Genomic DNA, 25,055 nt, shown 5'->3' with positions numbered 1-25,055 from the left:
ACGTTTTCGTGTCGTAGGGGCGGATTAGACTACGAAGCACCAGCACAGAAGCGCGGCGCGGGCCGCGGAAAGGATGGGAACCGTGTGGACCACGCTGCCGCTTATCGGCTTTGATACAGAAACAACCGGGGTGGATCCCCGGCGCGATCGCCTCGTCACCTGCTCGCTCGTGCGGGTGGATAGTGAGGGAACCTCGCGGCGGTATTGGCTGGCGGATCCCGGGGTGGATATTCCGGAAGCAGCCAGCCAGGTGCATGGCATTACCACGGAGCAAGCCCGCGCGGAGGGCCAGCCCATCGCGGAAGTCCTCGGTGAGATCGCGGATATTTTGGGGGCGCAACTAGCGGCCGGCCAGCCGGTGGTGGCTTTTAATGCCTCCTATGATTTCACCCTGCTCGAAAGTGAGCTGGCCCGCCACGGGCTGCCCACCCTCAACCAGCGCTTGGGCGGTGAGATTTTCCCGGTTATTGATCCCTATCTGCTGGATCGCGGGGTGGATCGCTACCGCAAGGGGAAGCGGCGCTTGGAAAACCTCGTTATGCATTACGGGGTTTTCCAGGATGATTCTTTCCACAATGCGGAAGCTGATGTGGTGGCCACGCTGCGGGTACTCGGGGCCATGTTGGAGAGATTCCCCCAGCTGCGGGAAAAGGAACTGCGGGAAATCGTGGATATTCAGATCGCGGCCGAACGCGAATTCCAAGAGTTTTTGCGCAAAGTAGGCCGCTCGGATGGCCCCAAGGAAGGCTGGCCCGTCCCGCGCAACTAGTACTCGCTAGTTACGTTGCTGGTCCGGCTGGGCGAACCCAAGCGGACAACGCATCATCCAGTATGCGCATAAACCCAGCCACGCGGGAGCCGGGCTGCGGCGTCGTACTTTGCGGTACATAGCGAAAGGCCGGGAACGCGCTCTTACGTTCCCGGCCCTCGTTACCACCCCAGCGCTGCCACGCGTGGCAGCGAGCTAAAGGAGATTATGAGTAGGAATATTTAGGACTTGAGCCCGGAGTAATTCGGGGCTTCCACGGTCATTTCCACGTCGTGGGGATGCGATTCCTTGAGGCCGGCGCCGGTCATGCGGACCATGCGGCCCTTTTCCTTGAGCTCGGCAATGGTGGAGGCACCCGAGTAGAACATGGTCTGGCCCAGGCCGCCCACCAGTTCGTAGAGCACGGAGGCCAGCGGGCCGCGGAAGGGAATCTGGCCTTCGATGCCTTCCGGAATGAGCTTCGCATCGGAGGTGACGTCGGCCTGGAAGTAGCGGTCCTTGGAGTAGGACTTCTTGCCACGCGAGCTCATCGCACCCAGGGAGCCCATGCCGCGGAAGTGCTTGTACTGCTTGCCGTTCACGAAAATGACTTCGCCGGGGGTTTCCACGCAGCCAGCAAGAAGCGAACCGAGCATCACGGTATCAGCACCGGCCACGATGGCCTTGCCGATATCACCGGACCAGTGCAGGCCGCCGTCCGCAATCAGCGGGATACCGGCCGGCTTGCAAGCGCGCGCCGCATCCACAATCGCGGTCACCTGCGGTACGCCCACGCCGGCCACCACGCGGGTGGTGCAGATGGACCCGGGGCCCACCCCGACCTTGACCGCGTCCACCCCGGCGTCGATGAGTGCCTGGGCGCCGGAGCGGGTGGCGATATTGCCACCGATAATCTCCACGCCGTCAAAACCGGAATCGGCACGCAGGCGACGAATCATATCGAGGGCGAGCTTCGCTTCCCCGTTCGCGGAATCAATCACAAGCACGTCCACGCCGGCATCGGCAAGCATCCCGGCCCGCTCCCAGGAGTCGGTCAAGTACCCAACGCCCGCGCCCACGAGAAGGCGGCCCTGGGAATCCTTGGAAGCATTGGGGTACTGCTGGGTTTTGACGAAATCTTTGACGGTGATAAGGCCGGTGAGGCGCCCATCCTCATCAATAAGGGGAAGCTTTTCAATCCGGTGGCTCTTGAGGAGCGCCCGGGCATCCGCGCGGGACACACCCGTGGGTGCGGTCACCAGCGGCATGCGGGTCATCACATCCTCGACCCGGGTGGTGGCGTACTCATCTTCCGGAACGAAACGCAAATCACGGTTGGTAATAATGCCGAGCAGGTGCTTCTGCTCATCCACAACGGGAAGGCCAGAGACCCGATACTGCCCGCACAGGGCATCAAGCTGGGCGATCGTGGCATTCGGGGCTACGGTCACCGGGTCGGTGATCATGCCGGATTCGGAACGTTTGACCTCGCGAACCTGCTGGGCCTGATCTTCCGGGGAGAGATTGCGGTGAATAATCCCAATACCGCCCTGGCGTGCCATCGCAACAGCCATATCGCGCTCCGTGACCGTATCCATAGCCGCGGAAGCCATGGGGGTTTTCAGCACAATATTGCGGGTCAGGTGGGAAGAGGTATCGACTTCGGAAGGAATAACATCAGTTGGTTGCGGAACAAGCAACACATCGTCATAGGTTAGAGCAAGAGGAGCAAAATCGTTCACGAAATCCATTTTCCCATGTTATCGCGCCAAGCTGATAACTCCAATGTGGCCGGCACGCGAAAATCGACACAGCTCGCGCGCGCATACCCAACCGGCAGGCACATATACATAAGCCCAGCTCACAGGCCCGTGACTAGCAAGTCACCCGTGTGCAACTAGCCCGCACGCCGCACGGCTCACTCATGAGCACGGCAGCATGCGGGCTAGCGATGCACAGCACTACCGGCAAATATTGCTCAGCGGCGCTGCGCCGGAATTCCTTAGCGAACCCTCCGCAGAATCCTTAGCGGACCCGGTGGACGGCCGGAGTATCGACGCCGTCGCCATTCCAGTCACCCAGGAGGTGCGTATCGGTGTGCTTCCCGAAGGAGTACACCGCGCTGGCCGGCCCGGAGCTCAAGGAGCCGGCAACGTAGTAGGCGTTACCGCGGACCACCACGATGGTGTCCTTCCCGTCCCCATCGGTATCACCGGCAAGGGCAATATCCGAGGCACGGCCGAAGGAGAAGGCGGCACCGGCAGCCCCGCCCAGGGAGTCCTGGACGAAGAAAGTATTGCCGCGCTGGACCGCTACTTCGTCACGGCCATCGCCGTTGAAATCACCAGCCAGGTAGGTATCCCCGTGGCGTCCGAAGGTGAAGACGTGGTCCGCCGCGCCGCCGCGCAGGGAATCCACCGCATAAATGGTGTTTCCGCGCACCACGGCCACGGTGTCCTTACCGTCCCCGTTCCAGTCGCCGACGAGTACCCGGTCACCGGCCTTCCCGAAAGCGAAGACCTCGGTGGCATTCCCGGCAAAGCCGTTGCTCAGGAGGAACTGGTTACCGCGCACGACGCCGAGGCTATCTACGCCATCGCCATCCCAATCCCCGTAAATGAAGCTTTCGCCAGCGCGCCCGTAGGCGGCATCAATGCTGCCAGCACCCGAGTTCCAGTTATTGGTGGCGATGAAGCGGTTACCCGTCGGAGCGCCCGGCTTCGCGGGTTGTTCCGGGGTGGGGTTCGGGGTTCCGGGCTCCGTGGGTTCCGGTTTGCCCGGTTCCGTAGGTTCCGGCTTACCAGGCTTACCCGGCTCCTCGCCCGCACCCGGATCCGGCGTCACCGCTGCGGGAGCAACGGCCACCTGGAAGGACAGATCGGTGGGCCCGGCCACCACCCGCAGCACGGAATCCGCGGGGGCATCGGCAGGCACCGTGACCTTCACGGTGGCACGGCCGGTGTTATCCAGCGAGGGCGTCACGGTGGTATCCAGCGCGCCGCTGCCCACTTCCACCCCGTTGAGGTACACGGTGACTTTCTCACCCTTGGGCTCGGTGGAGGTGTGAGCCAGCGAGGAGAAGCTCAGCTCCGCGCTTTCCCCAGCCTTGAGAGCCTCTTCCCCGGTGATACCCACCGAGGTCTGGTTATAACGCACCTGATAGCCGGGGTTGGCCTTGAGGAAAGCGTTGAACACATCGTTATCGATCAGCCCGGTATCGGCGTAATTGCTACCCTCGCCGAGCACCGTGAAACCGTCACCACCGGCCAGGATGAACTGGTTGGAGGCCACGGTATAGACCTTCTCCCCCGCCCGATCCAGTTTTTCACCGTTGATGTACACGGCCTTGACGCGCTGGCCCGGGGTGGCATCCGCGGCGGCGTCGAAAACGTAATGCATATTGTAGGAAAGCCCGAGGCGCAGCATGGGCCGGGAGGCGCCTTCCTTGTCATTCCACTGCTGTTCGAGCATGGTGTAGATCTGCGCTTCGGTCAGGTCCACAGTGGCGTAGGAATTCCCGAAAGGCTGCACTGTGTAGGACTCTTCCAGGGTGACGATGCCGTCGCCGTTGGGGTCCAGATCCGCGCGAATACCGCCCGGGTTAATAATCCCGAAATCGGCCTTCTTTTCCATGCCCTGGGAGTACTGGTAGAACGCTTCGGCGATCATATTGCCGGCCGAGGATTCGGTCCCGCGATTCGCCCCGGTATCGGTGCCGTTATTGGTGCCGCGGTTCGCGATTCCCTTAATGGTTCCGATCTGCTGGGCGCCCAATTCCTTCGCTTTCGTTTCGGCAGCCTGGTACATCGCCTCAATATCGGCGGACTTGGGGGCCTGGGCATTCTTGTAGTCAATAGCAACGTTGGCGGCGGTGGCGCTCACGAGCTTCTTAGCTGCGGCGTCGTACACAAAAGTGTAACGGCCGTACGTGCGCCCGTATTCGCCCACTTCCAGAACCGGTGCGCCCGAAGGCGTGGTCACGCTATCCACGGTGAGGTGCGTATGACCTGCGACGACGGCGTCCACATCGCTTCCGAGCGTTGCCGCTACCGCATTATTGGCATGCATGAGGGCGACGACGATATCCGCCTCGCCGTTGCTTTCGTCCCCATCCTTGAGCAGGGCAGCCTGCGCATCCACGGCCTTGACGGGATCCTTAATATCCAGGCCGGTGATCGCGGTGGGAGACACCAGGGTATTGAGCTCATCGGTCACGCCGGATACGAAAGCCACCCGTACCCCGCCCACGGTTTTCAAGGCGTAGGGGGTGATCTTTGCAGTGTCGATCCCGCCCACGCTCGCCAGGGTCCACGGGAATTCAGAGGCCGGGACGATGCGGTTTTCGAAATCCTTGACGCCCTGGTCGAATTCGTGATTGCCCGCCCCGGAGAGGTCAAGCTGCATGGCGTTGAGAATATCGAGGGTGGGCTGGTCGTTCGCGATGGAGGACACGTAGGCCGAGCCGCCCACCAGATCGCCGTTCCCCACGAAAATGGTATTCGGGTTGGCCTTGCGCAGCTCATCGATCTGGTAGTCGAGGGCAGCCGCGTTCTCGATATGGCCGTGGAAATCGGAGATCGCCGCGATATCGATAGTGACGTGGTCGGCTGGCGCGGCCTGGGCCGGCGTGGTGAGCACGCCCGCGCCCAGCACCGCGACCGCACCGAAAGCGGTCATGCGCCGCAGGGAAAATATGGTCATGGTGTTCCTTCATCCGAGGGAAATAGGACACCGTCACCATAGGAAGCGCGGGTAAACACCCGGCTAATTGAACGTGACTGGAAAGTGAGCGCGGGGTGGCGCGATTATTCGACCGTCACGGATTTGGCCAGGTTGCGCGGTTTATCAACGTCGTAGCCGCGCACCGCCGCCATCTCCGAGGCGAAAATCTGCAGGGGGATCACGGTGACGAGCGGCATCATGAGGGTGGGCGTGCCGCGGGGTGCCCAGAATACCGAGGTGGCGAAATCGCGCACGGCGTCGTCGCCCTCCTCCGCAACCACAATGGTGCGTGCCCCGCGCGAACGGACCTCTTGCAGATTCGACAGCGTTTTCGCGTGCAGCTCGGGGCGGCGCGGGGTGGGGACGATCACGAAAATCGGCAGGTTGTCGGTCACGAGCGCGATGGGGCCGTGTTTGAGTTCCCCGGCGGCGAAACCTTCGGCGTGCACGTAGGCGATTTCTTTGAGTTTGAGGGCGCCTTCCAGGGCGATGGGGAAACCGACGTGCCGGCCGAGGAAAAGCACCGAGTTTTCGCCCTTGAGTTCGCGGGCCATGGCGCGGATTTGCGGTTCTTGGGCGAGCATTTTTTCCATGCGCGCCGGCATTTTTTCGAGTTCGTCGAGGTAGCCGGTGATTTCGTCGCGGAATTTATTGCCGCGGATTTGGGCCAGGTAGAGCCCGAGCAGGTAGGACGCGGTGATCTGGGCAACGAAGGCCTTCGTGGAAGCCACCGCGATTTCGGGGCCGGCGTGGGTGTAGAGCACCGCGTCGGATTCGCGTGCGATGGTCGAACCGTAGGTATTGACGATGGCGAGGACTTTCGAGCCCTGTTCGCGCGCGTGGCGCACCGCCATAATCGTGTCCATCGTTTCCCCGGATTGCGAAATGGCGACGACGAGCGTCTTCTCCCCCACCACCGGGTCACGGTAACGGAATTCGGAGGCGAGTTCCACCTCCACCGGGATGCGGCACCAATGCTCGATGGCGTAGCGCGCCACCTGCCCGGCGTAGGACGCGGTTCCGGCGGCGATCACGATGATTTTATCGATGGTGCGCAGCACCGCTTCGCTGATGCGCATTTCGTCGAGTTGGAGGGAATCATTGACCACGCGCCCGCGCAGGGTATCGGCGACGGCGCGCGGCTGCTCGTGGATCTCTTTGTCCATGAAGGTGGTGTATCCGCCTTTGACAGCGGCCGAGGCGTCCCAATCCACCGTGAATTCCTTGCCCGCGCGCGGCGAACCGTCGAAGCCGAGGAGCCGCACGGTATCCGCGCTGATTTCCACCACGGTATCCTGCGGGACTTCCAGGGCGCGCTGGGTTTCGGAGATGAAAGCGGCCACGTCGCTACCCAGGTAGTTCTCCCCCTCGCCCAGGCCGATGACCAGCGGGGAGTTCCGCCGGGCCGCCACCACGGTATCGGGGTGATCGCGGTCGATAGCGACGAGCGTGAAGGAGCCGTCAATGATATTCGCGGTAGCGAGCATGGCGCGGAAGAGGGCGGAGCCTAAGCCGGGCTCCGTGGTGGTGGCGGTGCTGGCCGCAGCACCGGCCGCGGCGTCGTCGGAACCGGACTCCGCAACGCTCGCATCAACCGTGGCGCCATCTTGTTCAACCGCAGCATTCGCATCAACCGCGGCGAGCTGCTGGGCGAGGATATGCGCCGCGATTTCCGAATCGGTATCGGAAACGGGCGTAATGCCCGTGGCCGCGAGGCCCTCCGCGAGTTCGCGGTAGTTTTCGATAATGCCGTTGTGGACGATAGCAACCCGGCCATCAAAAGAAACGTGGGGGTGGGCATTGGTATCCGAGGGCGAACCGTGAGTCGCCCAGCGAGTGTGCCCGATAGCCACCTGCGCGGGCGGCAGCGGGGTGTCCTGCAGGGCCTGGCGCAGGTTATCGAGGCGCCCGGCGCGCTTGACCGCACGCAAGCCCTCCGGCCCGGCCACCGCCACCCCGGCCGAGTCATAGCCGCGGTATTCCAGGCGGGCTAGGCCTTCGAGCACCACCTGCAATCCGCGTTGCGTGGCGCCGGTCGAGGCGCCCGTGGTGGCTTCGTTTGTGGCGCTGGTGCCTGCCGTTTCGGCGCCGTTCGTTCTTCTCTGTTCTGCTCGCGAGCGCGGGCCCGCGTACCCAACAATTCCGCACATGGAAGTTAAAGTACTGCGCCGGCGGCTCCGAGAAAAGAGTCAACACCCGCACAGCGCGCACATTTGCGCAGGTCAGACAAATTTCGCTCACGGCCCCCGGGGTCTTTTCGAACGACGACGCAGCTACATGCCTTCCCCGCCACCACACAACCCGAGTGTATTTCACCTCACAAAAAGTTGTCAGACTTTAGGACCAAAAGGCACTTACTCCCGCCCGGCCACGCTCCTAGTATGTTCAGAACAAGAACCGGTGATCTTGTACACGAGCACGGCAACCCCTGGCCTGGGTTGCAGCGGAAGCAATGTCGCGGAAGCTCCGTGCTCAGAACTGTCAAATTCATCGAAAGCGAATAGTGGTGAAACGTTTATACCAATTTATATCTGTTGCCGGTGCGTTACTCCTTACCTTGCCGGGCGGCGGTACCCTCATCGCCCACGCATCACAGGCAGCTACCCCCATTCATAAGTACACCTTCGATACGGATCTCGCGGATTCCGCGGGGCAGCGCAATCCAGATCAGGCACAGGCGCCGCTGGTGGATGGCGTGTCCGGCACTGCCTTGCGGGTGGAGAATGGCCACGGCCTCAGCTTTTCCCAGCCGATATCGATTTCTGAAAATGACCCGTGGTCGGTGAGCTATTGGGTGCGCTCGGATGCAGCACCCCGGGAGCGCACCTCGGTGCTCATGGATAACAAGAAGGATTTTTCTTTCGATCTAAAATTGGCTGCGAACCGCCAGGCTGGATTCCATGTAGGTAAGGGCCGCGGCGATGTGCTGACCTTCAAATACGATTTTTCCGGTGGTACCTGGTATCACCTTGCGTGGACGCAATCGAAAACCGCTGGGATGACGATGTACGTCAATGGCCAGGCTGTTGATAAGAATTCCTGGACGAAGAACCATCGCGTGCTCATCCCCGCGGATGTTATTGGTGGAACTGGTTTCACCGGTGCCATTGACGAACTGGCCGTCTACAACTCCGCGCTGAGCGCTGCTGAGGTGAAAGCTCTCTACGATAAGGAACGGCCGCAGGATTCCGCGCAAGGCAATCCGGACCAGGGAAAGCCGACTCCCGGCCAGCCCGGTCAGCCCGGTCAGCCCGGTCAAGATACCCCCGGCAAGGGCGAGCCCGGCAAAAACGAACCCGCCCAGCCCCAGCTCCCCCTACGCAATACGATCCCGGAATACAAGCTCGATGATGCCAATATCAGCACGGTGATGCGCCAGCCGGGTGGAAATCGCCAGTATTTGGGGCAACCCGATCTGGTGCAAACAAAAACCGGGCGGCTGATTTCCGCGTTCCCGGCCGGGCACGGCAAGGGCCCGCTGGTCATGATGATCTCGGATGATCAGGGGAAAACGTGGACGGAAAAGACCGATACCCCGAAGTCGTGGACGGGTTCGCAGGAAACTCCTACCCTGTATTCCCTCATCCGGGAGGATGGCGCGGAGCGTCTCATGCTTATCACCGCTAATCCGGGGTGGGGTGTTGATAATGCCGGCCACCGTTACGGGTGGAATACCTCCTATTCGGATGACAATGGCGAGACGTGGAGCGAGTACACCAATTTCCACCCGGTGCGTCAGCATGATGGGAAGGATAATGCCGCGATTGTTGCCATGGCTTCCCTGGTGCAATTGCGCGACGACGCCGGCCAGCCAATCCAAAAATGGATGGGTGTCTATCACGATTACGATTTCGTCAATTACAAGACCTACCTCACTTTCGAGGACGGCGTGGAGAAGTGGTCTGATCCGGTTCCCTACCTGGCCGAACACCGCGATATCGAAAAGTCCCATCAAATGTGTGAGATCGGGATGTTCCGTTCTCCGGATGGCAAGCAGATTGTTGGTTTGGCGCGCAGCCAGTCCCATGCACATCTGCCCACGATGATCGTGTCCAAGGATGAAGGCAAGACCTGGTCGAAGCCGGTGGAGCTTCCCGGTTCCCTTGCCGGCGAGCGGCATAAGCCGGCCTATGATCCCGTCTCTGGCCGGGTGGTGGTTCCCATGCGGGAAATCCGCTATGACCTCAATGGCAATGGCCGCCACGATGGTGCCAGTGATTGGAAGGCCGGGAACTGGGTGGCCTGGGTCGGCACCTTCGATGATTTGATGCACCAGCGCCCGGGCCAGTATCGCATCCTGCTGGAGCGGGACTGGTCGAATAATCGTTACGGCGGGGATACCGGGTATACGGGTATCACCGCACTGCCCGATGGCACGTTCATCATGCACTCGTATGGCCACTGGGATAAGGACTTCTCGCATTCCTGGAAGGGAACGGCCGGGCGCGGGTACGATGTGCGCACCGATCTTGCGTATATCAAGCAAGCGAAATTTACCTTGGCCGGCCTTGAGCAATCGGCAGGTATTGCGCAGCAAGATCCAAAACCCACTCCTTCAGTAACGACGACGCCCACCGAGAAACCGGCCCCTTCGCCACAGCCCGTTCCCACGGCCACGCCCACTCCCCCGGTGAAGCCGACGCCAACGACCGAGCCGACGCCTACGGCCGAGCCGACGCCAACAGTAAAGCCAGCGCCTACTGAAAAACCGGATCCGACAGTGCAGCCAACTCCTACGGTGGCCCCAGATCCGACACCGGCGCCTACCCCGAGCACAACTAACGTTCCGGCGAAGCCGGGTAACACCGGCAATACGTTCTATCTATCCAACGATTGGGACTCCATAGCAACCCAACCCGCTTTTTCCTACGGGCGAGCCGGTGACGAAGTCCTGGCCGGGGACTGGAATGGTGATGGTCAGCAAACCTTGGCTGTCCGCCGCGGTAACCAGATCTTCATTCAGAACAGCCTCACCGGTGGAGTGGCCGATGAAGTGATTTCCTTCGGGCGCGCTGATGACACCATCGTGGTTGGTGACTGGGATGGCGACGGTAGGGATACCTTCGCGGTACGCCGCGGCAACCAGGTATTCGTCCTCAACTCGATCCGTTCGGGGGATGCCGACCAGGTATTCAGCTTCGGGCGCGACGGTGATGTGTTGCTCTCCGGTGATTTCGACGGGGATGGCAAGTCCAGCTTCGCTCTCCAGCGTGGGAATGTGTTCTTCGTGAATAACACCCTCGCGGGCGGCAAGGCTGAAACGTCCTTCTCCTACGGCAAGGCCGGTGACCAGATCTTCGTTGGTGATTGGGATGGCGATGGTAAGGATACCTTCGCGGTCCGCCGTGGTAACCAGGTGTTTGTGGCGAACTCGCTCAAGAGCGGGAACGCTGATATCACCTTGCATTATGGCCGGGCTGGTGACCAGATGCTGGTTGGTGACTGGGACGGGGATGGTGTTGATACCCCCATCGTCCGCCGCTAACACAGCACTGTTTGCAACCCGCTAACAAGTAACGCCCGCGGGATCCTGGCCCACCGGCCAGTATCCCGCCCCGGGCAAGCGAAAGGGGAGGCCCCGGAATTTCCGGGCCCTCCCCTTCCTTCATTTCAGCCGGGAAACAAAGTGTGCGCGACAGACAGTTTTCCTCTGTCGTTCTGCCTTGCCGCCGCGTGCTTGCTAAATATCCCCGTACCAGATTACTTATTCTTACCCAAATGCTCGATTCCCTTAGTGATCACAGATGCGACTGCATAGATCCCTAAACATAACATGGCCAAGTAAATCATGTCGGAGTGCCCCATCAGGCTCATAACCGCGAAAATAACGCTGAGCAAGGCGACGATGAGCTCCAAACCGACTAACGCATATTCAACTAGCTGAAGCACTGTTCTTTCACTTCCTCAATCCCAAGCAATTCAGTCCTCAATTCTACCTGTGAAGCACAAGCGCCACCGAAGAGCTGGGAGCCCAGCTACGCCGCAATTAACTGCCGAGCTAACCTCGGTCCTCTTGAGAATGTGGATCTGAGTGCGCATCAGGCTGCTCCGCGCCGTCGGGCTCGGCGCGCGGCGCAATAAAGTTCACGCGATGCGGCCGGAATTCGAAGCCGCCCGGCTTGACCGTAATAATCGGACTGGTGTCCTCCGGTAAGCCGAGCCGCTTGTGGCGCTCGGCCGCTCTGCGCCGAGCTATCTCCCGCCGCTCTATGCGGGTTTCTATAATGAGTTCTTGAAGCGCTTTCTTGGCTTTCAGGGTGGCTTCTCTCTCCTCTGCTATGGTCAAGCCGGATTTCCACTGCCGTATCCCGATCACCTCAATGATCGCGACCGCGGTAGCCAGGCCACCACAGATGAGTGCCTGCCGGGAGTTCCACGTCAGTGCCAGCGTGACAAGAAAATAGACCCCTGCGAAGAACGCAATCCGGCTCAGCGGAGGAAGCCATCCTCCCGGGTGGGGATGATGATACCTTTGCTGTTGCCACAGGTGAGGGATGGTCGAAAGGAATTCAACAGCCACGGTGCTCAGCACCACGATGAGCAGCAGTGCGAAAAAATTCACCTGATGAGGGAGGAACAACCGGCTCAGCGCCAGCGCAATCACAATACCTATTGCGGTCAGCGTGCCAACGATGAGGTGACCGCTCCACGACTGGCGGAAAGGCACCGGCGTCCAATCCGGATCCGGAGAAACACGAACCATGGTTGTCCTTTTAGCCGAAGCATTCGGCTACAACACCCTCTAAACCGAGAAGCACCTCAAGGAAACTAGCACCCTCTTCTCCGATTTCAACGAACGCGCGCTTGTCGAAAATAGCTTCCCAAATTCCTGAAATCGATCCGTACATTCGCCCTCGTTCATTCCCTGTATTCCTTTCGTTGCACCACCGTCTTTGGTGGCGAATTGCCCAGCCCGGAAACGCGGGCGGAGATCTCCATTCAGATACGCCTCCAGTTAACCAGTTATTTCTAGTACCACAACACCGTCATTTGTCGGTATTTCACACTGACGTTCGTCGGTAGAAAAGCATCGTTTCAAGACAGTAGGTTATTGGTACCGCCCAGTTTTCAGTCTTCCCCTGGGTATGAGACCTGTTCCCGATGGCGATCACGATCTGTGGAAATGCCTGTAACCAGAGGTGGCGCACCGGGTTGTGGCAGAGCCGCCGAACGCAAGGTTATGCAAAAACGTGGTGGGGCCGGCCCAAACGAGCCAGCCCCACCACGTACTACGCTGCCGCCGAATCGCGGCGCTACTAGCTACCGCAAAAACGGCGCTGCCTAGCGCTATCTAGCGCTGCCTAGGTGATGTTACTTTTCCACCACGGCGAGCACGTCACGCGCGGAGAGGATGATGAATTCATCCCCGCCGTACTTGACTTCGGTGCCACCGTAGCGGGAGTACACCACAACATCCCCCACTTTGACATCCATGGGAACGCGGTTGCCCTTGTCATCAATACGGCCCGGGCCCACCGCCAGAACGGTGCCCTCCTGGGGCTTTTCCGAAGCGGTATCGGGAACGATCAGACCGGAAGCGGTGGTCGTTTCTGCTTCAGCTTGACGGATAACAACGCGATCCTCAAGCGGCTTAATGGAGACCGACATGCGGCTCCTCCTTACTTCTCAACTCGTGCACTACAAACGCGCTCAGAACCGGGACCCGCCGTCGCGGGGGCCGGGCCCGCACTAAGCACAAGCCGTAGCATGAACTACGTCCGCTATTAAAGGTAAGCCGCACTTAGCACTCAGTCAAGGTGAGTGCTAAGGATTTGCGAAAAGCGAAGTTTCTCGCACGGCGCGCGCTCGTCCGCAGGGCTCCGGGCACTCACACCTACCGCGCCACACCCACGCTCGCGCCGTTTCGCGCGCCTAGTTCACCTCATCGGGATGGGAGCTCACCCGCCCGGCTTCCCCGGCATCCAGCCCGGCAATCGCCTGCATTTCCGCGGCGCTGAGCTCGAAATCGAAGAGGTCGATATTCTCCTCCATACGCGCCCGGTGCGTGGTTTTCGGGAAAACAATATGCCCGCTTTGCAGATGCCAGCGCAACGTGACCTGCGCGGCGGTTTTCCCGTGCGCGCGGGCCGCGGCCGCAATCGGCTCCAGTTCATCAAGCCCGTACTTAGACTGCCCCAGCGGCCCCCACGCCTCGATCTTGATATCGCGCGCGGCGCAATACTGGGAAACTTCGCGTTGCTGGAAACGCGGGTGCAGCTCAACTTGGTTCACGGCCGGTACGACGCCGCCATCAGCCACGATGCGATTGAGATGCGCAGGTTGGAAATTGGATACACCCACCGAACGGACCAACCCGGCCTCCCGGAAGCTCACCAGGTCCTTCCACGCCTCCCCGTACAGCCCCTGCTGCGGTGCCGGCCAGTGAATGAGATACAGATCCACGTAATCAAGCCCCAGTTTCTCCAGGGATTGCGCCAGCGCGGCCGGGGCATCGGCCTGCCGGTCATTCCACAGTTTCGTGGTGATAAAAAGTTCCTCGCGCGGGATACCGGAGGCCGCAATCGCGCGCCCCACCTCGGCTTCGTTGCCGTAAATGGCTGCGGTGTCAATATGCCGATAGCCGGTGGCCAGCGCCTCGCTCACCACGCGCTCTGCCTCCTGCGGCTCCACCAGGAAAACGCCGAAGCCGAGCTGCGGGATGGTGTGCCCGTCGTTCAATGTCAATGTCGGAATATTAGCCATATCACATAGTGTGCCAGGCGCGGGCAGCTCGCGCCAGGCACTCCCCCAGACGCGTTAGGCCCCGCCCGCCCGGGCACGCTAGGCTTGGAAGCGTGGAACAGCTCGACGTCGCCCACTGGCTCACCTCCCCCGCCGGGCAAGCCCTCCTCGCCACCATGCCGGCCCATAACGTGGCCGATGCTTTCAAACTCTCCACCGAACTGCGCGAACGCGGCCTCACCCCCGAGCAAAGCTCCGCTCTGCTCACCCAGACCCGCCTGCGCGATGCCGCCCGCGCCAAATTCGGCGAGCGCGCCACCCGCATGTTCTTCACCGACGCCGGCCTCCAGCAATCCACCCGCGCCAGCGTGGCCCGCCAGCACGCCTCGGTCTTCCAACGTGCCGGCGTGCGCGAAGTGCTCGATTTCGGCTGCGGGATCGGGGCGGATTCCCAGGCCTTCACCGACGCCGGCCTGACCGCCCTGGGAGTGGAGCGTGACCCGGTTACCGCTCATTTCGCGCAGGCTAATGCCGGTTGCGCCGTCGTACCAACAGACGGATACGCCCTGCTCGGTAGCTATGAGAGCCGCGAGGGGCTGTGGCTCGACCCGGCGCGGCGCGATGCGCGGGGCAAGCGGATTTCGCATCCCGAGCACTGGCAGCCGGCGCTCAGCGATGCCATTGCGCTGGCGCGCGAATTCCGGGTGACCGGGATTAAGCTCGGGCCCGGGATTCGCTGGGCGGATTTGCCCGCCGATGCCTTCGTCGATTGGGTGAGCGTGGACGGGGACCTCGTGGAGGCGGTGGCGTGGTTTGGGACGCGCGATCCGGGGCGCGGCGCCACGATCCTCACCGAAAAGCCCCGGCGCGAGGAGGGCGACGACGCCGCCACTTCCGCCACCGGGAACTTGGTCGGCTACTATCGCACCTGGCGCGGGGATCCGAGCCAGTCCGCCGCTTCCCTGCCGGCCCGGCCCCTGGATGCGTACCTGTACGAACCGGATCCGGCGCTTATGCGCGCGGGCGGCCTCGACCAGGTGTGTAGCGATTTTGATTTGGCTCCGATTTCGCCCGGGCTGGCGTATTTAAGCGGCGACGCCGTCGCCTCCCCGCTCCTCGCCCGTTTCAAAATACTGGATGTGCTCCCGCTGCACGCCAAAACCGTGGCTGCCGAGCTGCGCAAACGCGGCGTCGTGCGGGCCGAAATCAAAAAACGCGGAACCGATATTGACCCGGCGCTCTTCCGCAAACAACTCAAGTTGCACAAGAACGCCGGGGACGGCGCCGCCACCGTGATCCTCACCCGGATCCTCGGCGAGCACCGCGCTATCGTCGCCGAACGCGAAGGGTGGTAGGCGCTAGAACGCTACCAGATCGAGGGGCATATTCGTGTCCACCGTTATATCGAGGGGCGACGGCGCCCGCCCGCTGACCGCCACGCTGTACCCGAGGGCAGCAATCATGGCGCCATTATCGGTGCAGTAGCGCAGCGCTGGGATGCGCACGTTGATCCCGCGTTCGGCTCCGCGCTGGGCGGCCAGTTCCCGCAGCCGGGAATTCGCGGAGAATCCCCCGCCCACCACCAGGGTGTCACAGCCCTTATCTTCGCAGGCCCGCAGGGCTTTATCCGTGAGGGTATCGGTAATAGCTTCGGTGAATCCGGCGGCAATATCGGGAACATTGACTTCTTCGCCGCGTTCTTCCAGGCCCTCAATATAGCGGGCCACAGCGGTTTTCAGGCCGGAGAAGGAGAAATCGTAGCGGTGGCGTGCCTTATTTTTCCCGCCTTCCAGGCCGCGCGGGAAGCGAATGGCATCCCGGTTGCCGGTCCTGGAGAGGCGGTCAATATGCGGGCCGCCCGGGTAGGGCAGGCCGAGGAGGCGCCCCACTTTATCGAAGGCTTCACCGGCGGCATCATCCAGGGTGCCGCCCAGCTCCGTCACATCCCCGGCAATATCGCGCACGTGCAGAATCGAGGAATGACCCCCGGAAACCACCAGTCCGATAAAGCTCTCCGGGAAGGGCCCGCTGGCCAGCTGATCCACCGCCAGGTGCCCAATAATATGATTAACGCCGTAGAGCGGAATACCCAGCGCCAAGGCCAGGGATTTCGCCGCGGAAACCCCAACGGTCAGCGAACCGATGAGCCCCGGGCCTGCGGTTACCGCAATCGCATCCAAATCGCCCAGCCCCACGCCGGCCTTCTCCAGGGCCGCGTTCAGGGTGGGGACCATTTGCTGGAGGTGAGCACGCGAGGCAATCTCCGGGATAATGCCGCCGTAGCGGGCGTATTCATCCATAGACGTGGCGGTTACATCCGCCAGCAGCTCGCCGTCGCGTACGATCCCGATCCCCGTTTCATCACACGAGGTTTCGATTCCCAAAACTGTTGTACTCACGCCCGGCAATCTTACTCCTCACTTTTCCCATGTGGGAGTGCGCAGCATCTCCAGCGCGCGCAGGCGATCCACTTTCCCGGAGGCCAGCATGGGGATAGCTGCTTGCACCACCCGGCGCGGCGCGGCGGCCTTCCCCATCCGCACGCGCACGTACTCACGTACCTCCTCCGCGCGCTGCGCGAAAGGGAACTCTGCTTCCAGAATTACTCCCACGATCTGCCCCCAGCGCTCATCCACCACCGGAAGAACTTCCGCGCGCCGCACCCCCGGGAAACTGCACAGCACCTCGCTGACCTGCCGGGCATGCACCTTCACCCCGCCGGAAATGATCACGTCATCCAGGCGCCCCGCGACCTGCACTCTCCCCTCAATAACGCTCCCGGCATCATTCGTCACGTGCCAGCGCCGGCCGCCACTCGTTATAAAAGCCGCAGATTCTGGTTCGTTCAAATACCCTGCGGCCAGCATCGGCCCGGATAATTGCAGCCGCCCGGAGGGCGCGGCCACCTGCACCCCGGGCAGCGGGATACCGTTATAAACGCAGCCGCCCGCGGTTTCCGTCATGCCGTAGGTGGTCACCACCGGGAGCCCCAATGCTCGGGCACGGGTGATGAGCGACGGCGCAGCCGCCGCCCCGCCCACCAATATGGCACGCAAGTTCCTCAAGGCCGTGGTGCCCGCCTGGCCGGATTCCACAATATCGGAGAGCTGGGTGGGAACCACGGATAGGAAGCCGCCCTCCGGCATATCCACCATATCCACGCCGCCATGATCGCGTAGCGATAGCCCGGGTGGGAGCTCCACCGGATAGCTACCGGCCACGCAGGAGCGTGCCACTACCTGGAACCCGGCCACGTGATGCGCGGGGAGGGCCAGCACCCAGCGGCCCCGGCCCCCGAAGAATTCCGCGGTGGCAGCTTCCGAAGCGAGGAAAGCCCGGGCGGAAAGCCCGACCAGGTGCCCCTTCCCCGTGGTGGAACCGGAGGTTTGCAAAATAAAATCAATATCCGGCCGCCAGCGGATCCGCCCCGCCACCGCCGCCGCATCGGCCGCTGCATCCGCGGCCGTAGTCGCATCAACCGCCGAATCCGCCGCTGCATCGGCCGCCGAAGAAGCCAGCGGCATGAGCGGGCGGTGGCTACCGGGTGCTTCCAGCCGCGCCGCTATCGCATCGTATAGCGCGCGTATACCGCTCCGGGAAGGAACAATGAACTCAATATCCTCCGGGCTCAGAACACTGGACATGCGCGAACCTCAACCCGCCTGTTTTAGAAGTAGCGCGGGTAGGGATCCCAATTGGGGCTGCGATGCTCGAGGAAGGCATCCCGGCCTTCCTGGGCTTCCGGCGTCATATAGGCCAAACGGGTGGCTTCACCAGCGAATACCTGCTGGCCGGCGATACCGTCGTCGACCATATTAAAAGCAAATTTGAGCATACGGATGCTTTGCGGTGATTTCGTGGCAATAATACGCGCGTACTCGAGAGCGGTTTCTTCCACCTGCGCGTGCGCCACCGCTTCGTTAATAACACCCCAGGCCGCGGCCTGGTCCGCGCTGTATTCGCGGGCGAGGAAGAAAATCTCGCGAGCGCGCTTGTCACCGGCCTGGCGGGCCAGCAGGGCGCTGCCGTATCCGGCGTCGAAGGAACCCACATTGGCGTCGATCTGCTTGAAGCGGGCGTGTTCGCGGGAGGCGACCGCCAGATCGCAGACCACCATGAGGGAGTGCCCGCCGCCGGTCACCCACCCGGTGAGCGCCGCGATCACCGGTTTCGGGGTGGTGCGGATAAGGCGCTGGAGTTCGAGCACGTGCATGCGGCTGGCTTGGGCGTGGTCGATTTGGGCGCGGCGCTGAGCCACCCCGGCGCTAGAATCCGCGCCGGCCGTTTCGTACTGGTAGCCGTCTGCCCCGCGCACCCGCTGGTCGCCGCCCGAGCAGAAAGCGTAGCCGCCATCGCGCGGGGAGGGACCGTTCCCGGTGAGGATAATGGCGGCCACATCGGAACTCATGCGCGCGTGGTCGAATGCCCGATAGAGTTCGTCCACGGTGAGCGGGCGGAAAGCGTTACGCACATCGGGGCGGTCAAAGGCGATGCGCACCACCGGGAGGTCCTCGCCCGCGGGTCGGCCATCCACCTCCCCGCGGGAAATACCACGATGGTAGGTAATATCTTCAAACTCGAAACCGGGGACCGTGCGCCAGCGCGCGGGATCGAATGTATCTGAAACCGAAGGAAGCATACTCATGGGGGACAGTTTAGCCGGCAGGCGCTAGTATGGGGTCTGTTTCACACTCTCGGCGGCGCGGAGCCACGGCCTAGCGGCCCGGGCCCGCGTGCCGTACCGCGTACTTGTCAACGAGGCCATGCTTACTGAATTAGTCAATCCTTTCCCCGAACTGTCCCGGGTGCTCGCCTATTCGATTCCGCTCAAGCGCCGCTTCCGGGGGATTACCGTGCGGGAGGGACTGCTCCTGGAGGGCCCGGCCGGTTGGGGTGAGGCAGCTCCGTTTTGGGATTATGACCCGCGGGAATCAGCCCCGTGGCTGCGCGCCGGAATCGAGGCGGCCACCCGGCCCTTTCCGCGTCCGCTGCGCAGCCATATCCCCGTGAATGTGACGATCCCGGTCACCACGCCTGCGGATGCAGCCCGGCTGGTTCGCGACGCGGCCGGCTGCACCACCGCGAAAGTGAAAGTTGCCGATCCGCGCTCGACCCTACGCGAGGATTGCGAGCGGGTGGCCGCGGTGGCGGCGGCGCTCGGGCCGGCCGGGAGGGGACGCGTGGATGCGAACGCGGCCTGGGATACCGATACCGCTATCCGGGCCATCACCGAGCTTGACGCGGCGGCCCGCGCGGGCGGGCTGGCCGGGCTGGAATACGTGGAGCAGCCCTGCAAAAAGATCGCGGAGCTGGCCCGGGTGCGCTCCCGGGTTGCCCCCAAAATTGCCGCGGATGAATCGATTCGCCGCGCCAGCGACCCGCTGGCGGTGGCTCGCGCGGGAGCTGCCGATNAGCGGTTACTATTTCGATCCTTTCGGAACGGTTCGCGCCGTGCTACCGGCACTGCCGCCCGCACCTGAAACTACGGGTACGATTCCACCGTTGTGGCGCGCAGCGGAGGAACGGAGCGCCACGATGATAAGCCGACGGCGCAGCCTAGCCGCCCGCACCCCCGGCGCACCTTTCGATCCCCTGCATATTGCCTGCACTATCTGGGATAGTCACAGCGAGCATCCCGAGAGTGCCCCGCTGCTCTTCGTGGGGGCTTCGGCTTCTATCCGGATCCTCGACCGCGCGGCACGCACCCCGGCCCGCCCGCTCCGCGTTCTCAGTAACCGCGGACTGGCGGGGATTGACGGCACCATCAGTTGCGCGCGCGGTCTGGCCACCGCCACCGGGGAACCGGTGCGGGTGCTGCTGGGCGATCTCACCTTCCTCCACGATATGGGCGGCTTGCTCCGCGGGAGCCACGAGCCGGAGGTGGATCTGCAAGTCATTGTCCTCAACGATGCGGGCGGTTCAATTTTCGCTGGCCTGGAGCACGGCGAGCCGCAGCACGCGCAGGATTTCGGGCGTTATTTTGCGACGCCGCAGCGCTGTGACATCGAGTACCTTGCCTACGGTATGGGAGCTGATTATCTGGAGGTGCGCAGCCTTGACCAGCTCGATGATCTCCTGGCGCGCCCGATCCGCGGGGTGTCGGTGGTTGAGGTGCGTACCGATATTCCGGATCTGCGCGCTCGCGATGCGCAGGTGCAAGCGGAAATTAGTGCTGCCCTAGGTGCATAACTCACGCGATGCACGCGCGAAGCACCGCATGAGCTAAGTGCGCCGGCGTGGTGCGGGGCTTAGCGGCTTTCCGCCACCGCGCTCAGCATAGGGAGCATTTTCGCTTCGGTTTCCGCGAATTCTGCCTCCGGGATAGATTGCGGCATAATCCCGCCTCCCGCGTACAGAGTGATGAAGTTTCCGGTGATGTGGCCCCCGCGCAGCGCGATCCCGAATTCGCCGTTGCCGGCCGCGTCCACCCAGCCGACCGGACCGGCATACCGCCCGCGGTCCATATGTTCCACATCGGTGAGAATATCGCGGGCCAGAGCGGTGGGCTGGCCGCACACCGCCGCGGTGGGATGCAAAGCGTAGGCCAGGCCCAGTGCGGAATGCTCGCTGCGCCCACGCACATCGGTCGCTAAATGGCACACGTTCGGGAGCCGGAGCAGCTCCGGTTGCTCGGGAATATCCAGCGAGCTCGCCACGGGAGTAAGCGCGCTGCGCACCGATTCCACCGCGATCTCATGTTCGCGGCGGTCTTTTTCCGAGGCGAGGAGCACCTCCCCCTCATCCGCTGTGGCTGTTCCCGCGAGCACCCGGCAGGAAAACTCCCCCGCCCGGGTGCCAACCAAAAGTTCGGGGGTGGCGCCCACCAGGCCGCGCACCGCGTATATCCAGCAGCTCGGATAGGAACGCGCCAGGTGAGCGCACAGCAGGCGCGGATCGAAATCCCGTTGCGCCCGCAGTTTTTTATCCCGGGCCAGCACAACTTTGTCCGCTTGGCCCGCGCGGAGCATATCGCGCACCGTGGCCACCGCCGTGCACCATTCACTTTCGCTCAGGCTCCCGCCTTCCGAGTGCGTGGCCCCGCAGCCGGGAATGCTCGCTAATGCGGCGCGGCCCGCCGCGCACACCGCCGCCCCGTCCAGGGAGTCCAGGCGCCGAGCCAGCTCCCCGCAATCCACCCCGATCACCCAACTGGCTTCCTTGGTGATCACCAGGAGAGTTTCCGGGATCAGGAGCATTCCGCCCCGGAGAAACCCGAAAGATCCGAAGGCGAGCGGGAGGGCGCAGGGCAGCTCTGCGTCGTCGTACTTCTGCGTATTCTTGTGCCCGGTTCGCGCGGTTCGCGCGTTGTGCCCGTTTCGCTCGGTTTGCCCGGTTTGCCCACTGCGCCGTGCCGCGGCGCTCAGCTGCGCCCAGCGCGCGGCCGCGCGTTCGAGAGTATCCGGGGCCTCGCTTTCTACCGCTACGTATTCGCCCCAGCCGAGGAGCGCCAGGTGCGGGCCGACCCACGCGCTGATATTCGGGGAGGGGGCGAAGCCGAAAAGTTCCGGGCAGATCGGGAGGGGCTGGCGCAGCCGGTGGACCTCAAAGTTTGCATAATCCACAGCATCCGCGCTACCCGTCATATTCGCGCCGCTGCATTCCGCCATCCCCGTTTCCTTTCCGCTTTCACTACGCTGTGCCGGCGGATTCTCCCGCGAGCCCGCAAAGGGATAGTTTAGGCCGAAGCGGCGGCTAATGAACAGCGCATAATCGTGGCGTCGCGCCCGTGATAGTAGCCAGGGCGCCGCCCCACCGCGGTAAAGCCGCGCGAGGCGTAGAGTCCGGTGGCAATCGGGTCGTCCGAGCGGACCTCCAGGAACATGGTTTCCCCGCCCGCGTCGCGCGCCAGGGTCATGAGGTCGTCAAGAAGCGCACCGCCCAGGCCCTGCCCGCGCACCGCCTGCGCCACCGCGAGAGTGAGGATTTCGGCTTCCACTCCCAGGCTCACCCCGCCGGCCGCCAGGATGGGCGGGTGAAGATCGTCAAGCGCATTAATGGAAGGAGCGTTTGGTGTGGCGGCACCGGGCACGGCCGCAGTGGCGCCGTGCTCTACCGAATTTGCGGCAGTGCCCGGGAACACCGCAGCTTCGCCCCGCTCCATCACTTCCCGCGGAGGTTCCACCGTGTAGAGCAGGTAGGCTTCGCTACTGGCCCGCAGCGCCTGCTCCCAGGCCCCGCGCGGCCAGGCTTCCCGCGCGCCAAATTGGGCGGCGTCGAAACGGGCCAGGTCACGCGCCCAGGACGGATCAGCTACCACGCGCCGCATCGGCACATCGCGCCAGTGCCGCGGCATCTCACTCCCCACCACGCGCCTAGCTGCCGAGGTAACCGCTGCCCGCCGGCTGGGCCACGCCCTGCGCGATATCGGGGCGGCGCAAATATTGCGGCTCGGTATCGAGCGCCTCGCCCGCCGCCAACTTCGCGCCCGCGCGCGCCACCATGAGCTCCGGTTCGCATTCCACCACGCGCGCCCCGCTCAGTTCCGGATACATATCCCCATGGGATACGACGACGCTGGTATGTTCGCCGCGCAGCGCAGGTACCTCGGCCGGGCGGATAATGCGGGGGCCATCCGTGACGGTGAGTTCGCCGCGCGCCGCGCTCTGGGCAGCCGGTGCTACTTCTGCGCTCAGCACATACAGTTCCTTACGCCGGGCATCGATAACCGCGAGCGCGCGGGTAGCTCCCTCGCGCAGCGTGCCCAGGGCCCGCACTTCCAGGGAGGAAACGCCGTAGAGGGGCACATCCCAGGCGAAAGCGAGGGTGCGGGCGGTCACCAAGCCGGCACGCAGCCCGGTAAAGGCCCCGGGCCCGGTTCCCGCCACGATGGCATCGGCGCGTTCCACCCCGGCTGCTTCCAGGACTGCCTTGACCATCGGGGTGAGAGTTTCAGCGTGGTGGCGCGAATCCGGGGACACCTCGCGGGCCAGAGTGGCGATCTGCCCGGCGGCGCCGTCGTTCCCAAAATGTTCCACGCGGACCAGGCCCACCACGGATAGGTCGCTGGTATCAATGGTCAAAATATTCATGAAGCATTCTCCTGGTGGTACGAGGCGAGCAGGTCGGCGGCGAGCTGGCGCGAACGCGGGCCGGAAGCGCGCAGGCTGAGGGTGCGGGGCGAATCGACGTACAGGTCGAGCACATCGCTGCCGGCCGCGGCGCCGACGGGCCGTTCAATATCAATATCGAGGCGGTCATTGGTGAGGACCTCGGTTTTGCCTTCGCCCCATTCCACCACGGTGGCGGATTCTTCCAGGGAGGAATCCAGGTCCAGGGCGTCCAGTTCTTCCAGGGAGGTGAGGCGGTAGGCGTCCACGTGGACGAGGTCGGGGCCGCCGGCCCGCGAGCGGTGCACATTGGCGATCACGAACGTCGGGGAGGTGACGCGCCCGCCCACGTTCATGCCTTCCGCGATTCCGCGGGTCATTGTGGTTTTTCCGGCGCCCAGCGGCCCGTTGAGCATGATGAGGTCGCCGCCGCGCAGGAGCTTTCCGAGGGCGCAGCCAACGGCGTGCATCGCCTCGGCGTCCTCAATAAGGATCTTCTCAGTCACCGTGCTATTCTACGTCGCTTCGCGGGCGCGGGCGTAGGGCGTGCGGGTGCCTACTTCACGTACAAGCGCGGGACCCGGGCGGCCACGCGGGTAATAATCTCATAAGAAATCGTGCCGCTGGCCAGTGCCCATTGCGCGGCGCTCACTTCCCCGCGGGCCGGGTCGCCGAAGAGCACCACGGGGGTGCCGGCCGGCAGCGGCCCATCCAGGCGCACCACAAACTGATCCATGCACACCCGCCCGGTGATGGGCGCGCGCTGAGCGGCCGGCCCCTCCCCGACCGTCACATAGCCCTTATTGGACAGCGCCCGCGGAACCCCATCGGCATATCCGAGCGGTACGACGCCGAGCACGGCCCCGTCCTCAACAACGGCCGTGTGCCCGTAAGAAACGCCGGCGCGGTGGGAAAGCTGGCGGGTGGTGAGAAGCTCGGATTCCAGGCGCATGGCGGGGCGCAGGCCCAGGTCGGAGGCGAGGGTGCGGCGCGGTTCGGGGCTGAGCCCGTAGAGGATAATGCCGGGGCGCACCATATCGTAGCGGGCTCCCGGGTGCCAGAGCACCCCGCTGGAGGCGGAAAGGTGGGCCAGGCGCGGGGTGAGGCTGGCGCGGGTGGCGAGGCGGCGGGCTTCGTCGAAAACGGCGATTTGGCTGGTGGTGGCATCGCTATCCGGGTCATCCGCGCAGGCCAGGTGGCTCCAGATGCCAACGACTTCGAGGCGCCCGGCCTGTTGGTGTGTGGCGAGGAGTTGTGCGGCCGCGGGGATATCTTCCAGGTTGAAGCCCTCGCGGGTCATGCCGCTATCCACGCTCAGGTGAACCCGGGCGGTGTGGCCGGTAGCCTGAGCGGCCCGCGCCACCGCCTCAATCATCCAGGTATCCCCCACCGAGAGTTCAATCCCCGCTTCGAGTGCTGGGGCGAGATCACTATCGGGGGTGTAAATCCAGGAGAACACCGGGGGCAGGGCCGGGTGGCCGGCTAGTGCTTCACCTTCGGTAGGCTGCTCCCCCCATTCCCGGACCAGCGCGAGCGCTTCGGCAACTTGGGCAACCCCCAGGTAGTCCGCTCCCGCGCGCGCGAATGCGCGCGCGGCGGGAAGCAACCCGTGGCCGTAGGCATCACCTTTGATAACCGCCATGATTTTCTGGCCCGTGAGATGGGCCCGTACCCGGGTGAGGTTCTGCTCGAGCGCACCCAGGCTGATGGTAGCTCGGGAGGTGAAAACTGCGGGATCAAGGCTAAACATGGTGTTCTTCCTGTTGAGGCGCGGATAGGAGTGCGGGGCGGGACTGGCGAGCTNGCCGCCAGAGCCCGCGCGGCCGCCACCGGGCAGGACTCAATCACCGCGCGGC

19 protein-coding genes are annotated in these 25,055 nt (G+C 63.3%); 5 read left to right on the top strand and 14 right to left on the bottom strand.

Going from position 1 to position 25,055, the window contains the following annotated elements; all coding sequences use genetic code 11:
- Positions 1-82: 82 nt before the first annotated feature.
- On the top strand, positions 83-769 hold the full coding sequence (locus CZ322_RS05805) for an exonuclease domain-containing protein (RefSeq protein WP_087071180.1): 687 nt from the start codon (positions 83-85) through the stop codon (positions 767-769).
- A 221-nt stretch (positions 770-990) separates the two neighbouring features.
- Here CZ322_RS05805 and guaB read toward each other — a convergent pair whose 3' ends face one another.
- The 3 genes from guaB to glmS all read right to left on the bottom strand — a co-directional run bounded on the left by guaB (position 991) and on the right by glmS (position 7,620).
- On the bottom strand, positions 991-2,499 hold the full coding sequence (guaB, locus tag CZ322_RS05800) for an IMP dehydrogenase (RefSeq protein WP_026428247.1): 1,509 nt from the start codon (positions 2,497-2,499) through the stop codon (positions 991-993).
- 274 nt (positions 2,500-2,773) lie between these two features.
- Positions 2,774-5,449 (bottom strand): 5'-nucleotidase C-terminal domain-containing protein, encoded by a 2,676-nt coding sequence (locus CZ322_RS05795; RefSeq protein WP_087070559.1) that lies wholly within the window; start codon positions 5,447-5,449, stop codon positions 2,774-2,776.
- Positions 5,450-5,553: 104 nt separating this feature from the next.
- Entirely contained in the window at positions 5,554-7,620 is a 2,067-nt protein-coding gene (glmS, locus tag CZ322_RS05790) for a glutamine--fructose-6-phosphate transaminase (isomerizing) (RefSeq protein WP_234984478.1), read from the bottom strand.
- Between the two features lie 353 nt (positions 7,621-7,973).
- Between glmS and CZ322_RS05785 the strand changes: the two genes are divergently transcribed.
- Complete coding sequence (locus CZ322_RS05785; RefSeq protein WP_159455008.1) at positions 7,974-10,955, top strand: LamG-like jellyroll fold domain-containing protein; 2,982 nt, start codon at positions 7,974-7,976, stop codon at positions 10,953-10,955.
- Positions 10,956-11,468: 513 nt separating this feature from the next.
- Here CZ322_RS05785 and CZ322_RS05775 read toward each other — a convergent pair.
- From CZ322_RS05775 to CZ322_RS05765, 3 genes are all read right to left on the bottom strand, one after another.
- Complete coding sequence (locus tag CZ322_RS05775) at positions 11,469-12,173, bottom strand: hypothetical protein (RefSeq protein ID WP_143231862.1); 705 nt, start codon at positions 12,171-12,173, stop codon at positions 11,469-11,471.
- A 608-nt stretch (positions 12,174-12,781) separates the two neighbouring features.
- Positions 12,782-13,078: a co-chaperone GroES gene (gene groES / locus CZ322_RS05770; RefSeq protein ID WP_016443059.1), complete on the bottom strand. Its 297-nt coding sequence runs from the start codon at positions 13,076-13,078 to the stop codon at positions 12,782-12,784.
- A 264-nt stretch (positions 13,079-13,342) separates the two neighbouring features.
- Positions 13,343-14,173: an aldo/keto reductase gene (locus tag CZ322_RS05765; protein ID WP_087070555.1), complete on the bottom strand. Its 831-nt coding sequence runs from the start codon at positions 14,171-14,173 to the stop codon at positions 13,343-13,345.
- Between the two features lie 92 nt (positions 14,174-14,265).
- On the opposite strand from CZ322_RS05765, the gene CZ322_RS05760 reads away from it, so the two are divergent.
- Positions 14,266-15,507, top strand: coding sequence for a class I SAM-dependent methyltransferase (locus CZ322_RS05760; protein ID WP_087070554.1), 1,242 nt, complete (start codon positions 14,266-14,268; stop codon positions 15,505-15,507).
- A 3-nt stretch (positions 15,508-15,510) separates the two neighbouring features.
- Here CZ322_RS05760 and tsaD read toward each other — a convergent pair whose 3' ends face one another.
- From tsaD to CZ322_RS05745, 3 genes are read right to left on the bottom strand one after another with little or no spacing between them, the layout of a single operon-like run.
- The gene (gene tsaD / locus CZ322_RS05755) at positions 15,511-16,551 is read right to left on the bottom strand and encodes a tRNA (adenosine(37)-N6)-threonylcarbamoyltransferase complex transferase subunit TsaD (RefSeq protein WP_087071178.1); all 1,041 of its coding nucleotides are present in this window, start codon (positions 16,549-16,551) and stop codon (positions 15,511-15,513) included.
- Positions 16,552-16,569: 18 nt separating this feature from the next.
- The gene (locus CZ322_RS05750; RefSeq protein ID WP_087070553.1) at positions 16,570-17,796 is read right to left on the bottom strand and encodes an AMP-binding protein; all 1,227 of its coding nucleotides are present in this window, start codon (positions 17,794-17,796) and stop codon (positions 16,570-16,572) included.
- A 23-nt stretch (positions 17,797-17,819) separates the two neighbouring features.
- The gene (locus tag CZ322_RS05745) at positions 17,820-18,797 is read right to left on the bottom strand and encodes a 1,4-dihydroxy-2-naphthoyl-CoA synthase (protein WP_087070552.1); all 978 of its coding nucleotides are present in this window, start codon (positions 18,795-18,797) and stop codon (positions 17,820-17,822) included.
- Between the two features lie 118 nt (positions 18,798-18,915).
- Between CZ322_RS05745 and CZ322_RS05740 the strand changes: the two genes are divergently transcribed.
- Complete coding sequence (locus CZ322_RS05740; protein WP_087071177.1) at positions 18,916-19,632, top strand: enolase C-terminal domain-like protein; 717 nt, start codon at positions 18,916-18,918, stop codon at positions 19,630-19,632.
- A 55-nt stretch (positions 19,633-19,687) separates the two neighbouring features.
- Complete coding sequence (locus CZ322_RS05735) at positions 19,688-20,341, top strand: thiamine pyrophosphate-binding protein (protein ID WP_087070551.1); 654 nt, start codon at positions 19,688-19,690, stop codon at positions 20,339-20,341.
- 59 nt (positions 20,342-20,400) lie between these two features.
- Here CZ322_RS05735 and CZ322_RS05730 read toward each other — a convergent pair whose 3' ends face one another.
- The 5 genes from CZ322_RS05730 to alr all read right to left on the bottom strand — a co-directional run bounded on the left by CZ322_RS05730 (position 20,401) and on the right by alr (position 24,949).
- Positions 20,401-21,759 (bottom strand): isochorismate synthase, encoded by a 1,359-nt coding sequence (locus CZ322_RS05730; RefSeq protein WP_087070550.1) that lies wholly within the window; start codon positions 21,757-21,759, stop codon positions 20,401-20,403.
- A gap of 68 nt (positions 21,760-21,827) precedes the next feature.
- Positions 21,828-22,445 (bottom strand): GNAT family N-acetyltransferase, encoded by a 618-nt coding sequence (locus CZ322_RS05725; protein WP_087070549.1) that lies wholly within the window; start codon positions 22,443-22,445, stop codon positions 21,828-21,830.
- Positions 22,446-22,464: 19 nt separating this feature from the next.
- A complete protein-coding gene (tsaB, locus tag CZ322_RS05720) occupies positions 22,465-23,181 on the bottom strand; it encodes a tRNA (adenosine(37)-N6)-threonylcarbamoyltransferase complex dimerization subunit type 1 TsaB (RefSeq protein WP_087070548.1) in 717 nt (238 codons plus the stop codon).
- The gene (tsaE, locus tag CZ322_RS05715) at positions 23,178-23,705 is read right to left on the bottom strand and encodes a tRNA (adenosine(37)-N6)-threonylcarbamoyltransferase complex ATPase subunit type 1 TsaE (protein WP_257960033.1); all 528 of its coding nucleotides are present in this window, start codon (positions 23,703-23,705) and stop codon (positions 23,178-23,180) included. Before tsaE ends, tsaB begins: the two co-directional genes overlap by 4 nt.
- Positions 23,706-23,755: 50 nt before the next feature.
- The gene (gene alr, locus CZ322_RS05710; protein ID WP_087070547.1) at positions 23,756-24,949 is read right to left on the bottom strand and encodes an alanine racemase; all 1,194 of its coding nucleotides are present in this window, start codon (positions 24,947-24,949) and stop codon (positions 23,756-23,758) included.
- Positions 24,950-25,055: the final 106 nt, after the last annotated feature.

This window comes from Actinotignum timonense (genome assembly GCF_900155575.1).
GTDB lineage: Bacteria > Actinomycetota > Actinomycetes > Actinomycetales > Actinomycetaceae > Actinotignum > Actinotignum timonense.
This window is presented reverse-complemented; position numbering and strand designations above follow the sequence as displayed.